This window comes from Bradyrhizobium sp. URHC0002 (assembly GCF_054059515.1).
This window is the reverse complement of the sequence record NZ_JBSSCF010000001.1, coordinates 6,141,026-6,153,633: the sequence shown is the minus strand read 5'-3', so window position 1 is coordinate 6,153,633 and position 12,608 is coordinate 6,141,026. Positions and strand designations below refer to the sequence as shown.

General features: G+C 63.0%; 12 protein-coding genes. 9 read left to right on the top strand and 3 right to left on the bottom strand.

Annotation, left to right across the window (positions count from 1 at the left end):
* Positions 1-74: 74 nt before the first annotated feature.
* The 8 genes from sufB to ACVWVY_RS30050 all read left to right on the top strand — a co-directional run bounded on the left by sufB (position 75) and on the right by ACVWVY_RS30050 (position 6,914).
* Positions 75-1,556 (top strand): Fe-S cluster assembly protein SufB, encoded by a 1,482-nt coding sequence (gene sufB / locus ACVWVY_RS30085; protein WP_456629771.1) that lies wholly within the window; start codon positions 75-77, stop codon positions 1,554-1,556.
* Between the two features lie 125 nt (positions 1,557-1,681).
* Entirely contained in the window at positions 1,682-2,434 is a 753-nt protein-coding gene (gene sufC / locus ACVWVY_RS30080) for a Fe-S cluster assembly ATPase SufC (RefSeq protein ID WP_456629770.1), read from the top strand.
* Between the two features lie 17 nt (positions 2,435-2,451).
* A complete protein-coding gene (gene sufD / locus ACVWVY_RS30075; protein WP_456629769.1) occupies positions 2,452-3,777 on the top strand; it encodes a Fe-S cluster assembly protein SufD in 1,326 nt (441 codons plus the stop codon).
* 8 nt (positions 3,778-3,785) lie between these two features.
* Positions 3,786-5,033 carry a cysteine desulfurase gene (locus ACVWVY_RS30070; protein ID WP_456632341.1) on the top strand — a complete coding sequence of 416 codons (1,248 nt, stop codon included), beginning with the start codon at positions 3,786-3,788 and terminating at the stop codon, positions 5,031-5,033.
* Entirely contained in the window at positions 5,030-5,401 is a 372-nt protein-coding gene (locus ACVWVY_RS30065) for an SUF system Fe-S cluster assembly protein (RefSeq protein ID WP_025589839.1), read from the top strand. The genes ACVWVY_RS30070 and ACVWVY_RS30065 overlap by 4 nt, the downstream gene beginning before the upstream one ends.
* A gap of 9 nt (positions 5,402-5,410) precedes the next feature.
* The gene (locus ACVWVY_RS30060; protein ID WP_456629768.1) at positions 5,411-5,824 is read left to right on the top strand and encodes a VOC family protein; all 414 of its coding nucleotides are present in this window, start codon (positions 5,411-5,413) and stop codon (positions 5,822-5,824) included.
* A gap of 128 nt (positions 5,825-5,952) precedes the next feature.
* Positions 5,953-6,342: a HesB/IscA family protein gene (locus tag ACVWVY_RS30055; RefSeq protein WP_456629767.1), complete on the top strand. Its 390-nt coding sequence runs from the start codon at positions 5,953-5,955 to the stop codon at positions 6,340-6,342.
* 149 nt (positions 6,343-6,491) lie between these two features.
* The gene (locus ACVWVY_RS30050) at positions 6,492-6,914 is read left to right on the top strand and encodes a TfoX/Sxy family protein (RefSeq protein WP_456629766.1); all 423 of its coding nucleotides are present in this window, start codon (positions 6,492-6,494) and stop codon (positions 6,912-6,914) included.
* Here the strand turns inward: ACVWVY_RS30050 and ACVWVY_RS30045 are convergent.
* The 3 genes from ACVWVY_RS30045 to ACVWVY_RS30035 all read right to left on the bottom strand — a co-directional run bounded on the left by ACVWVY_RS30045 (position 6,911) and on the right by ACVWVY_RS30035 (position 10,594).
* Positions 6,911-7,978 carry a GGDEF domain-containing protein gene (locus ACVWVY_RS30045; protein WP_456629765.1) on the bottom strand — a complete coding sequence of 356 codons (1,068 nt, stop codon included), beginning with the start codon at positions 7,976-7,978 and terminating at the stop codon, positions 6,911-6,913. The genes ACVWVY_RS30050 and ACVWVY_RS30045 overlap by 4 nt on opposite strands.
* Before the next feature lie 129 nt (positions 7,979-8,107).
* Complete coding sequence (locus tag ACVWVY_RS30040) at positions 8,108-9,661, bottom strand: DEAD/DEAH box helicase (protein WP_456629764.1); 1,554 nt, start codon at positions 9,659-9,661, stop codon at positions 8,108-8,110.
* 249 nt (positions 9,662-9,910) lie between these two features.
* Positions 9,911-10,594, bottom strand: coding sequence for a helix-turn-helix domain-containing protein (locus tag ACVWVY_RS30035; RefSeq protein WP_456629763.1), 684 nt, complete (start codon positions 10,592-10,594; stop codon positions 9,911-9,913).
* 308 nt (positions 10,595-10,902) lie between these two features.
* Here ACVWVY_RS30035 and ACVWVY_RS30030 point away from each other — a divergent pair, with 308 nt between their 5' ends.
* On the top strand, positions 10,903-12,402 hold the full coding sequence (locus tag ACVWVY_RS30030; RefSeq protein ID WP_456629762.1) for a caspase family protein: 1,500 nt from the start codon (positions 10,903-10,905) through the stop codon (positions 12,400-12,402).
* Positions 12,403-12,608: the final 206 nt, after the last annotated feature.

The window sequence follows — 12,608 nt, the reverse complement described above, 5'->3', positions numbered from 1 at the left end:
GTTTCGCCGGAACGCATCGTCACTGATTTGGAATTGTTCCACCGCGGTCCTTGAAACCGCGAGCGGAGGATGGAATGCCAGCCGTACAAGAGACGGTCGAGCGCGTGAAGCGCATCGACGTCGACCAGTATCGATATGGGTTTGAGACGCTGATCGAGTCCGACAAGGCCCCCAAGGGTCTATCGGAAGACACCGTCCGCTTCATTTCTGCGAAAAAGAACGAGCCGGCCTGGATGCTGGAATGGCGTCTGGAGGCCTATCGCCGCTGGCTGACCATGACCGAGCCGACCTGGGCCCGCGTCAACTATCCGAAGATCGACTACCAGGATCTCTATTACTACTCGGCGCCGAAGCCGAAGAAGCAGATCGGCTCGCTGGACGAGATCGATCCGGAAATCCTCAAGACCTATGAGAAACTCGGCATCCCCCTGCGTGAAGTCGAGGTGCTGGAAGGCGTCGTCAAGCCGGCAGGCGAGCGCAAGATCGCGGTCGACGCCGTGTTCGATTCGGTTTCGGTGGCCACCACGTTCCAGAAGGAATTGAAGGCGGCCGGCGTGATCTTCATGCCGATCTCGGAAGCCATCCGCGAGCATCCCGAACTGGTGAAGAAGTATCTCGGCACGGTCGTGCCGACCTCGGATAATTACTTCGCGACGCTGAACTCGGCGGTGTTCTCCGACGGCTCGTTCGTCTACGTGCCGCCGGGCGTACGCTGCCCGATGGAGCTGTCGACCTATTTCCGCATCAACGAGCGCAACACCGGCCAGTTCGAGCGCACGCTGATCATCGCCGACAAGGGCGCTTACGTCAGCTACCTCGAAGGCTGCACCGCTCCGCAGCGCGACGAGAACCAGTTGCACGCCGCAGTCGTCGAACTCGTCACGCTCGACGATGCCGAGATCAAGTACTCGACGGTGCAGAACTGGTACCCCGGCAATTCAGAAGGCGTCGGCGGCATCTACAATTTCGTCACCAAGCGTGGCGACTGCCGCGGCAACAATTCAAAAATCTCCTGGACCCAGGTCGAGACGGGGTCGGCGATCACCTGGAAATATCCGAGCTGCATCCTGCGCGGCGACAATTCACGCGGCGAGTTCTATTCGATCGCGATCTCGAACGGTCACCAGCAGGTCGATAGCGGCACCAAGATGATCCATCTCGGCAAGAACACGACGAGCCGGATCATCTCCAAGGGCATCGCGGCGGGCGTCTCGCAGAACACCTATCGCGGCCTCGTCACCGCGCACCGCAAGGCGACCGGCGCGCGCAACTTCACCGCCTGCGACTCGCTCCTGATCGGCGACAAGTGCGGCGCGCACACGGTGCCCTATGTCGAGGCGAAGAACTCGTCCGCGACCTTCGAGCACGAGGCGACGACCTCGAAAATCTCCGAGGACGTGCTGTTCTACTGCGTGCAGCGCGGGCTGAGCCAGGAAGAAGCCGTCGGCCTCGTGGTCAATGGTTTCGTGAAGGACGTGCTGCAGCAACTGCCGATGGAGTTTGCAGTTGAGGCGCAGAAGCTGATCTCGATCTCGCTCGAAGGTTCGGTTGGATAGGCCTCATTCTGAGGAGGCCGCACAGCGGCCGTCTCGAAGGATGAGAGGAAAGATTGTTGGCCACGTTCTTCGAGACGCGCCTGCCGGCGCTCCTCAGGACGAGACGCAAAAAACGGAAAAACGAAATGTCATTGCTTGAAGTGAAAGATCTGAAGGTTCGCGTCGAGGATCGCGAGATCCTTCACGGACTGACGCTCACGGTAAACCCGGGCGAGGTGCACGCGATCATGGGGCCGAACGGCTCCGGCAAATCGACGCTGAGCCACGTCATCGCCGGCAAGCCAGGCTACGAAGTCACCGGCGGCGAAATCCTCTTCAAGGGCGAAGACCTGCTGGAGATGGCGCCGGACGAGCGCGCCGCCAAGGGCGTGTTCCTGGCGTTCCAGTATCCGGTCGAGATTCCGGGCGTCGCGACCATGACGTTCCTGCGCACCGCGCTGAATGCCCAGCGCAAGGCGCGCGGCGAGAGTGAATATTCGACGCCGGACTTTCTGAAGAAGGTGCGCGAGGTCGCGAAGTCGCTGAACATCCCGCAGGACATGCTGCGCCGCGGCGTCAATGTCGGGTTTTCGGGCGGCGAGAAGAAGCGCAACGAGATCTTGCAGATGGCGCTGTTCGAGCCGGCCGTTTGCATTCTCGATGAAATGGATTCCGGCCTCGACATTGATGCGCTCCGCGTCGCGGCCGATGGCGTCAACGCGCTGCGTTCGCCGGACCGTGCGATGGTGGTCATCACGCACTACCAACGGCTTCTCAACTACATCGTGCCTGATTTCGTGCACGTGATGTCGAAGGGCCGGGTCGTCAAAAGCGGCGGCAAGGATCTGGCGCTGGAGCTCGAGGCTTCCGGCTACGCCCAGTTCGAAGACGCAGCCTGATCGCGAACGGATTTGTGATGAATTTAGCTTTGGCAAAGAACGAGACCGGACGCGCGCTGAGCGACAGCTTTGCCATCGCGCGCGACCGGCTGCCGGGCACCGGCTTGGTCGCCGAGGCGCGAAGTGCCGCCTTCGAAGCCTATGACCGTGTGGGCCTGCCGCACCGCCGGCTCGAAGACTGGAAATACACCGATCTGCGCGCGCTGATGCGCGAAGTGCTGCCGCTAGCAGCTGCGCCGGATGCTGCCGCGCTGACACGGGCCGCTGCGGCCGTGAAGCTGCAGGCGATCAAGGACGTGCGCCGGCTGGTGCTGGTGGATGGCGTGTTCGCACCAAAACTCTCCGAACTGGATGGGCTCGAGAAGGGATTGACCATCCGCACCCTGCGCGAAGTGCTGGAGACCGGCGACGCCACGCTGCAGTCGCAGTTGCTCGCGCCCGACAACGCCAATCCGTTGGTGGCGCTCAACAGCGCCATGATGACCGATGGTGTGGTGATCGAGATCGCCAACGGCGTCGTGCTGAAGCAGCCGCTGCAAATCATTCATGTTGCGGGTGGTGCCACGCCCGCGGCGATGTTCACCCGCTCGCTGCTGCGGCTCGGCAAGGATGCCGGCGTGACGCTGGTCGAAAGCTACATCGCGGCTGATGGCGCGAAGACTTATCAAGCCCACGACTCGCTGGTCATCGCGATTGGTGACAATTCGCGGCTCGACCATGTTCGACTGGTCGAGGATAGCCGTGAGGCCGTCAATATCTCCTCCGCCGTAATTACGCTGGGCGCGCATGCGCATTTCAACACTTTTGGCATGACCTCGGGCGCTGCCGTCAGCCGCTATCAGGCGACGATTGCTTTCGCCGGCGAGGGCTCCCGGGTCGAGACCAACGGCGTCAATCTGCTCAATGGCCGCCAGCACGCCGACACCACGCTGTTCATGGACCACGCGGTGCCGCATTGCGCTAGCCGCGAGGTGTTCCGCGCCGTCGCCGACGATCGCGCCCATTCGGTGTTCCAGGGCCGCATCATCGTGCGCCCCCACGCGCAGAAGACCGACGCCAAGATGATGACGCGGGCGCTGCTGCTGTCCGACGAGGCCGAGGCCGACAACAAACCGGAGCTCGAAATCTTCGCCGACGACGTCACCTGCGGCCATGGCGCCACCACCGGCGCGCTCGACGACAGCCTGCTGTTCTACCTGCGTGCCCGTGGCCTTTCCGAGAAGGAAGCCCAGGCGCTGCTGATCCAGGCCTTCGTGGGCGAGGCGATTGAATCGATCGTCAACGATGATCTGCGCGAACTCGCGATTGCAGCCGCGCAGCGTTGGCTGGAGGCAAGGGGATGACCAAGGGGATGACGATGCATCCGGCGGTTTCCAACGGTGCATATGACGTCGCCCGCGTGCGGGAAGATTTCCCCGCGCTGGCGATGAAGGTTTACGGCAAACCGCTGGTCTATCTCGACAACGCCGCTTCCGCGCAGAAGCCGACCGCCGTGCTCGACCGCATGACGGAAGCCTACAGAAGCGAATACGCCAACGTGCATCGCGGCCTGCATTACCTCGCCAATGCCGCGACCGAGGCGTATGAGGGCGGCCGCGCCAAGGTGGCAAAATTCCTCAACGCCGCGCGTACCGAAGAGGTCATCTTCACCCGCAACGCCACCGAGGCCATCAACCTCGTGGCGTCGTCCTGGGGCGAGCCCAACATCAAGGCGGGCGACGAAATCGTGATCTCCATCATGGAGCATCACTCGAACATCGTGCCCTGGCACTTCTTGCGCGAGCGCCATGGCGCCGTGATCAAATGGGCGCCGGTCGATGACGAAGGCAATTTCCTGATCGAGGAGTTCGAGAAGCTTCTCACCGATCGCACCAAGCTGGTCGCGGTCACGCAGATGTCGAACGCGCTCGGCACCATCGTGCCGGTCAAGGACGTGGTGCAGCTGGCGCACGCCCGCGGCATCCCGGTGCTGGTCGACGGCAGCCAGGCCGCCGTGCATCTGGCGATCGACGTGCAGGATATCGACGCCGACTTCTACGTCTTCACCGGCCACAAGCTGTACGGCCCGACTGGCATCGGCGTGCTCTATGCCAAGCATGAGCACCTGGTCGCGATGCGTCCCTTCAACGGTGGCGGTGAGATGATCCGCGAAGTCGCCCGCGACTGGGTCACCTATGGCGACCCGCCGCACAAGTTCGAGGCCGGCACCCCGGCGATCGTGGAATCGATCGGGCTGGGCGCTGCCATCGACTACGTCAATTCGATCGGCAAGGAGCGCATCGCCGCCCACGAGCACGATCTCCTGACCTACGCCCAGGAGCGCCTGCGCGAAATCAACTCGCTGCGCCTGATCGGCACCGCGCGCGGCAAGGGACCGGTGATTTCCTTCGAAATGAAGGGCGCCCACGCCCATGACGTCGCGACCGTGATCGACCGGCAGGGGATTGCGGTGCGCGCCGGCACCCATTGCGTGATGCCGCTTTTAGAGCGGTTCAATGTCACAGCCACCTGCCGCGCGTCGTTTGGAATGTATAATACCCGTGAAGAAGTCGACCATCTGGCACAGGCGCTGATCAAGGCGCGGGAATTGTTCTCATGAGTGATACGGCCGAAGTCAAAACCGCCAACATGGAAACCCAGTCGGCGCTGCCGCCGGAGGAGACCGAGCGGCTCGGGACCGAAATCGTCGCCGCGCTAAAGACGGTATTCGATCCGGAAATCCCGGCCGACATCTACGAGCTCGGCCTGATCTACAAGGTCGACCTCAAGGACGACCGCGGCGTCGACGTGACGATGACGCTGACCACGCCGAACTGTCCGGCGGCTGGTGAATTGCCGACCATGGTGGAGAACGCGGTTGCCAGCGTTCCGGGCGTCGGTGTCGTCAATGTGAACCTGGTGTGGGACCCGGCCTGGACGCCGGATCGGATGTCGGACGAGGCGCGCCTCGTCCTCAATATGTGGTGAAGGGATCCGTTGCCGAAATTATCCGGTGTCATCGAGACCGCGCTTTACGTTGATGACCTCGACCGCGCCCGCGCATTTTACGAGAAGGTGCTCGGGCTTGTGCCGCTGACGGCCGACTCGCGATTTCTTGCCTACAATGTCGGTGGCCGCAGCGTATTGCTGATCTTTCTCCGCGGTTCGACACCCGAGCCGATCCAGCTCCCCGGCGGCACCATTCCGCCGCATGACGGCAGCGGCCCTGTTCATATGGCCTTTGCCATTGCGGCGGCCGAACTGCCGGCATGGGAAAAGTCGCTGGGTGAGCACGATGTCGCGATCGAAGGCAGGACAGATTGGCCGCGCGGCGGGAAGAGTATCTACTTCCGCGACCCGGACAATCACCTGCTGGAATTGGCGACACCGGGAATTTGGGCGATTTACTAGGAAATTGACGGTTCGTTTCGACGGGTTCTGATCGAGTTAGTGACGAGAGACCTTCACAGGGGGAATTTCGTTGTTATTTTAATGGCAAGATAGTTCGTCGCCACAAGCGACGCCGGAGATCGACTGCAATGGATACCACCGTCCAGTCTTCCAAGCCGAAGCCGCGGCCGCGCCCGCAGGTCATGAAACTGACCGAGGCGGCCGCCCAGCGGATTACGGAGCTGACCAAGCGCGCCGATTCCGAGATCGTTGGGCTTCGCGTCGGGATCAAGAACGGCGGCTGCGCCGGGCAGTCCTACACGGTGGAATATGCCCATGAGGTCCGGCCGACCGACGAAGTGGTCGAGGACCGGGGCGTGAAGATCCTGGTCGATCCCAAGGCGGTCCTATTCCTTCTCGGCACCGAGATGGACTACAAGGCCGACAAGATGCAGGCCCAGTTCATCTTCAACAATCCGAACCAGGTCTCCGCCTGCGGTTGCGGCGAATCGGTGCAACTGACGCCGGCGAAGGTTTAAGATCGGGCCAAGCGCACAGACCTCATCCTGAGGAGCGCGCATCGCGCGCGTCTCGAAGGATGGCCGCGGGCGACGTTCGGGGCTCTCATGGTTCGAGACGGCGCTGACGCGCCTCCTCACCATGAGGGATGTAGACGGGGGCTGCCGCAGTGGACCGCGATTTCCTGATTGACCTGTTCGCCGATTTCGGCCCGATCACCATCCGCAAGATGTTTTCGGGCTACGGCATCTCCGCCGACGGCACCAACTTCGCACTCGCGCTGCGCGCCGGTCTGTATTTCCGCGCCGACGACCAGACCATTCCGCAATTTGAAGCGGAGGGATCGCAGCCGTTTCAGTATCAGACACGGACCAAGACGGTCACGGTGAACTCGTACTGGCAACTGCCCGCGCGCCTGTTTGACGATTCCGAAGAACTGGCCGATTGGGCGAGGACCGCGCTGGCCGCTGCGCAACGCGCGGCTCTACGCAAGCGACCAAAGCCGCGTAAGGCAGCGAAGTCGAAGGTTGCTAAGAAGGCTGCGCGCAAGCCGGCGGCTAGTCGTAAGGCGGCGAAGAAACGGAAGGCTTAAGCCACCTGGCTGCGGGTCTCGGCGGCGTATTCCGGATCGACTTCGCAGATCACGCGGTTGCGGCCGTTACGCTTGGCGGCGTAGAGGCAGGCGTCGGCGCGCTCGATCAGCGAATCCGTATCATCGTCCGGCTTCAGCATGGAGACGCCGACGGAGATGGTGACGCGGCCGAGAATTTCGCCTGTCGATTTCTTCTTCAATTCCTTCGCCATCACGGCGCGGCGAATGTGGTCGGCGACCGTCAGGGCTTGACGCAGCGCCGTGTTGGGCAGCACCACCGCAAATTCCTCGCCGCCATAGCGGGCGGTGATGTCCTGGCCCTTGATGGTCTGCTTCAGCGACAGCGCAACCAGCCGCAGCACCTGATCGCCGGTGAGATGGCCGTAGGAATCGTTGAACGACTTGAAATGATCGATGTCGAACATCAGGAGCGACAACGGCTCACCGCTCGCCAGCGCCGCCCGAACCGCCATGTCGAACGAGCGGTCGAAATATTTGCGGTTGCCCAATCCCGTCAGCGGATCGGTCAGGCTCTCGGCACGGATCGCCTCAAGGCTGTGCTGAAGATTACTGATCTCGGTCTTCGACAGCGTCAGCCGGTTTTCCAGCGCCTTATTGGTCTCTTGCATTTCGCGGGTCGATTTCATCAGGCCGTCGACGACTGCCTTGATCTGATCGCGGTTCTTTGCATTCCTGAGCTTCTCGTTCGCGCCGGTCAGCTTGGCGTCGTAGCTCTGCGACATGCCGAGCGCATCCGTGATCAGGGTCATCACGTCGTCGATTTCGCCGATCACGCGCGCGCCGACCTTGTCGATGCGGTCGGAAGCCTTGATGTGCGAGAGATAGGTTTCGTAGATCTGTTCGAGATCGGACTCGCTCATTCTGCCGTTGCGCGCCAGCGTCTCGTTGATGATCTTGTTGAGGGGAGCGTTGTATCCGGTCGCGTAGACGTACCAGATCTCGTAATTGCGCGGGACGGCGGTCTGTCGGAGGGATTTGATCTGGCCCAGGGCGACTTCGGCAAACGCCAAAGTGCGTTCGTGTTCGTCCAGCAGCTTGACCACTGATCCGTCCCCAATATCGAGCAGCGCCGCTCGTTGCCGTGCCGCAATGAATAAATTATCTGCGGCAGGTTAATGGAGGAGAATGAACGGCCGGTAAATGTTCCGGCCGTTGGGTCGTGCAGGCTTCGTTCAGACGCGGGCGCGAACCGGCCGCAGCAGGAACGCCGGAAGATGCGAGTGATCGGCGGGCTCCGATTCAGCGTCGCGCTGGGCGCGGCGCGGTTCGGGGCGACCGATCGAAGGCACGCGCGAGGACTGTGCAGGGGCGGGCGGTGTGAAGGGCGCAGCCGCTGCTTGCGGGTGCGGGCCGGCGTTGCGGCCGGCGCCCTTGGCATGCCGCGGTTCGCGGTCGCCGCTCCTGTCGCTGCGCTTATCAGCGCTCTTATCAATACCTTTGGCGGCGCGCGGCTCGCGTTCGCTGCCATCGTTGCCCCTCGCGGCTCGCGGCTCGCGCTCACGCCGCGGCTTGCGGCCGCCGCGCGAACCTTCCCGGGAACCCTCGCGTGAGCGATGTTCGCGCGGCTGATCGGTCTCGCCGGACGAATCCGAACTCACGGCATAGTCGCCTTCGGCGGGGGGAATGTTTTTCCCGATCAGCCGTTCGATCGCGGCGATCGATTTGTTGTCGAGCGAGGTGACGATTGAAATCGCGGTGCCAGCGCGGCCAGCGCGGCCGGTACGGCCGACGCGATGTACATAGTCGTCGGCATGATGCGGCACATCGAAATTGAAGACGTGGCTGACGGCGGGAATGTCGAGGCCGCGGGCCGCGACGTCGGAGGCCACCAGCAACGGGATCTCGCCCTTGCGGAATTGATCAAGTGCGGCAGTACGCGCCGATTGATCCATGTCGCCATGCAGCGCGCCGACGCTGAAGCCGTGCTTCTGCAGCGATTTGTAGACGACGGCGACTTCGCGCTTGCGGTTGCAGAAGATGATCGCGTTCTGAAGATCCTTGGCGTCGCGCAGCAGGCGGCGCAGGATCTCGCGCTTCTCGTGTACCTCGCGTCCGGAGGGGACCTGGAATTGCGACACGCCCACTGCAGTGGTCGCCGGCTTCGAGACTTCGATCCGCTCGGGATTATGCAGGAAGGCTTCGGAGATGCGGCTGATTTCCGGCGGCATCGTCGCGGTGAAGAACAATGTCTGCCGCGTGAACGGCACCAGCTTGCAGACGCGTTCGATGTCGGGGATGAAGCCCATGTCCAGCATGCGGTCGGCTTCGTCGATGACCAGCAATTCGACGCCGGTGAGCAAGAGACCGCCGCGTTCGGTGTGGTCGAGCAGGCGGCCGGGGGTCGCGATCAGGACGTCGACGCCGCGGGTCAGTTTGGTGTCCTGGTCGCCGAACGAGACGCCGCCGATCAGGAGCGCGACGTTGAGTTTCTGGCCGATGCCGTATTTATCGAAATTCTCTTTGACCTGGGCCGCGAGTTCGCGGGTCGGCTCGAGGATCAGGGTGCGGGGCATTCGTGCCCGGGCGCGGCCCTTTTCCAGCATGGTGAGCATGGGCAGGACGAAGGCAGCGGTCTTGCCGGTGCCGGTCTGGGCAATGCCGAGAACGTCGCGGCGCGCCAGAACGTGGGGGATCGCCTGTTCCTGGATGGGGGTAGGGGTCGTGTAACCGGTGGCCGCTACAGCGGCGAGAACCTTATCGGACAGGCCGAGATGGGAAAAAGACATTGAGCCTCTAGTCGACACCGCCGTTCGGAATCGAGGGTAAAAAGGCTGTCGCGTTTTGCCCCGAAACGGCGCGCTTTTGAAAAGCTGGGGGCTCTGACTTACGCAGACGAGCGGCTAACCTAGAGAATCGCGTTTCGATCCAAGGCCGCGTTGAGCGCGAACATAGGGGCGAAATGGCCAAAGTCAATCTGGGAACGGCCAAATCCCCGAAAAAGCTTAATGTTCTCGCACAAATAACGGCGAAAACCGTCATTTGGCGGTCAAGTGAGTCGATGCTGGGTGGGCGGTGACGGGAGACTGAAGCGCCGCCGATTGAGCGTCGCGCGCCCTGAACGCGCCCGGGGGCATCCCCTCGATCGCATGAAAGACCCGATAGAACGTCGCCAGACTCTCGAATCCACAGGCGCGGGCGACCTCGGCGATTGGCCGCCCCGGTGCTTCACGGAGCAACCGGCCGCTTAGGCGGATGCGCTGTGCGGTCACGGTCTGGGCGAAGCTCTGGCCTGTGCCCTCGAACAGCATGTGCATGTGGCGGACCGAAACCCCAAGCAGGTCGGCGACCATCGCGGGCGAGAGGCTCGCTCGCGACAAAAGGCGCGTGATCGACCGGCGCGCCAACGACAGCCGGGCCACGCGCAATGCCCGTAGCCCGCGTCGGCTTCCTGCCGCGATCATGCCGCGCTCGATCAGCGCCAGCTCGGCCAGCGCATTGACCAGCGACGTTGATCTCGCCGTATCACCATCCTCCACCGCCTCCTTGAAGTCGGCGGAGCTGGCTTCCACGAGGGAGGCCCATCCGCGATCGCCTGATGCCTCCCGGACGACGTCATGGCAGGCTAAACCGCGGGCCGGCAGGTCAAGGCCGTCAGCGGCGGGAGGTGAGCCGACAGCCGCTGATCCCGGATCACAATCGAGTTCGTGCTTGCCGTGCATAGCGAAAGACACCTCTGCCTGCGTAAGAACGCGTGGACTCGCTTTTCCCAGAGGTCGCTCAGCCCGTCCTGAAACGAGGGGTGAAAACTTCTGAAATCTTTCTGAAATTGAGCGTATTCGGCCGCCAGGAGAGGGCTGTTCGGCCTTTTCCGGCGGTTGCCGATCCGTGATACGGAGGTCGTGGCCCGGCGCGCCTGACTGATGCGGCGCGACGACGGGAGCCGGGTGATTGAACCGCTGCGGTAGGCATGCCGACTACGTCATGAAACGGCCGCAGCGCCGGGATTGGTCGTGCCAGGGGAACTTTGATGAGGCGTTGGATTTCCAGATTTTTGGCGGCGGTGGGAATGGTTGCTGCCTTCGCGGTATCCGCCGTGCCCGCGCACGCGGAAAAGCGCGTTGCGCTGGTGGTCGGCAACAACGACTACCGGAACGTGCCCAAGCTGCAGAAGGCGGTGAACGACGCCCGCACCATGGGCGATACGCTCAAGCAGCTCGGCTTCACCGTGATGGTGGCGGAGAACCAGAACCGGCAGGCGTTCAGCCAGACGCTGCTCGCGTTCGACAATGCGGTCGAGGCCGGCGACACCGCGTTCTTTTTCTTCGCCGGCCATGGCTTTGAAATCGCCGGCCAGAATTTCCTGCTGCCGACCGACGTGCCGGCGGCGACCGAAGGCCAGGAAGAGCTGGTGCGCGACGCCTCGGTCCTCGCCGACCGCATCATCGAGCGGCTGCAGAACCGCAAGGTGCGGACCGCCATCCTGGTGTTCGATGCCTGCCGCAACAATCCGTTCGAGCGTGCCGGCACGCGTGCGATTGCCGGGCGCGGCGGGCTGGCGCCGATGACGCAATTGCCGGAAGGCGTGTTCTCGATCTTCTCGGCCGGGCCGCGGCAGACCGCGCTCGACCGGCTCTCCAATGACGACGCCAATCCCAATTCGGTGTTCACGCGCACCTTCGCCAAGGAGCTGACGCAGCCCGGCGCGAATCTCGTTCAGGTCGCGCAGCGCACGCGGCGTCTGGTCAGCGAAATGGCGGAGACCGTCCGCCACAAGCAGATCCCGGTTTATTTCGACCAGATGGTTGACGACGTGTTCCTGAACGGCCTGGCGAAAGCCCAGCCCGAGGTCGCGGTGAAGCCCGCCGAAGCGCTGCCAAAGCTGGCGGCCTTGCCGCCGGTGCAGCAACTCAAACCGCAGAACGATTCCGTCAACGCGCCGATCGCGATGTTCTCGCGCCACAATGGCGGCTGGACGGTGGTGTTCTCGATCGCCGATCCGACACTCGGCATTTCCTGGCGGCTGGGGGAGGTCGGCGATTTCCGCGAGACCGGCTTCATGGATACGCTTGACCCGCGGACCCGCAAGCGGATGCCCAACCCGTCGGTCGAACTGCCGGCAGATGCGCCGGCGGCCATGATCCAGGTGCGCTATGTCGACACCAATGGCGAATTGCAGGGCCCGTTCCCGATCCGCTTCGATCCGGAAGCCGCTTTGATCCGCGACCAGCGCAAGATCCTCGACATGACCGCGACAAGCTGGCTGTCGTTCCGCGAATTCAACGGTCTCCTGGTCTACTACACGCATCTGATGTCGTATCGCTGCGCCATCCGCGAAGTGCGCGTCGGCATCGACTCTACGGTGCCCGACAAGGTGCTGAAGATGCCGCCGTGCGATCCCCGGGACCCCAGCGCGATTCCGCACGAAGCGACGCCGTATTTGAAGCTCGCGCCGCAGACCAGGTCGGTCTCGGTGGAATTGACGTACCGCGACGGCAGCGTTTCGGAGATCAAGAGCTTTCGGCGGTAGAGTTTTCGTCGCACTAACGGTATCCAGTACGCTGCGGCTTATCGATTCAATCACTGCTGCCTCTGTTGCGCGCCGTGTTCGCTCGCGGATAACCGCCCTGCAAACACGCTTCGCGCCTGACGCTGCCGCGTCCATCGCATCCCGTCCCGCGTTCGTGACGACGCGCGATCCGCCCCTCTTGTCGAGATGGGACGGCGCAGAAAAAG

Bases quoted from the DNA above. Each gene is read 5' to 3' on its own strand.
- ACVWVY_RS30070 (WP_456632341.1), top strand. From the start codon at position 3,786: ATGACGATGCATCCGGCGGTTTCCAACGGTGCATATGACGTCGCCCGC.
- ACVWVY_RS30035 (WP_456629763.1), bottom strand. From the start codon at position 10,594: ATGCACGGCAAGCACGAACTCGATTGTGATCCGGGATCAGCGGCTGTC.
- sufB (WP_456629771.1), top strand. From the start codon at position 75: ATGCCAGCCGTACAAGAGACGGTCGAGCGCGTGAAGCGCATCGACGTC.
- ACVWVY_RS30065 (WP_025589839.1), top strand. From the start codon at position 5,030: ATGAGTGATACGGCCGAAGTCAAAACCGCCAACATGGAAACCCAGTCG.
- sufD (WP_456629769.1), top strand. From the start codon at position 2,452: ATGAATTTAGCTTTGGCAAAGAACGAGACCGGACGCGCGCTGAGCGAC.
- ACVWVY_RS30030 (WP_456629762.1), top strand. From the start codon at position 10,903: ATGAGGCGTTGGATTTCCAGATTTTTGGCGGCGGTGGGAATGGTTGCT.
- sufC (WP_456629770.1), top strand. From the start codon at position 1,682: ATGTCATTGCTTGAAGTGAAAGATCTGAAGGTTCGCGTCGAGGATCGC.
- ACVWVY_RS30055 (WP_456629767.1), top strand. From the start codon at position 5,953: ATGGATACCACCGTCCAGTCTTCCAAGCCGAAGCCGCGGCCGCGCCCG.
- ACVWVY_RS30040 (WP_456629764.1), bottom strand. From the start codon at position 9,661: ATGTCTTTTTCCCATCTCGGCCTGTCCGATAAGGTTCTCGCCGCTGTA.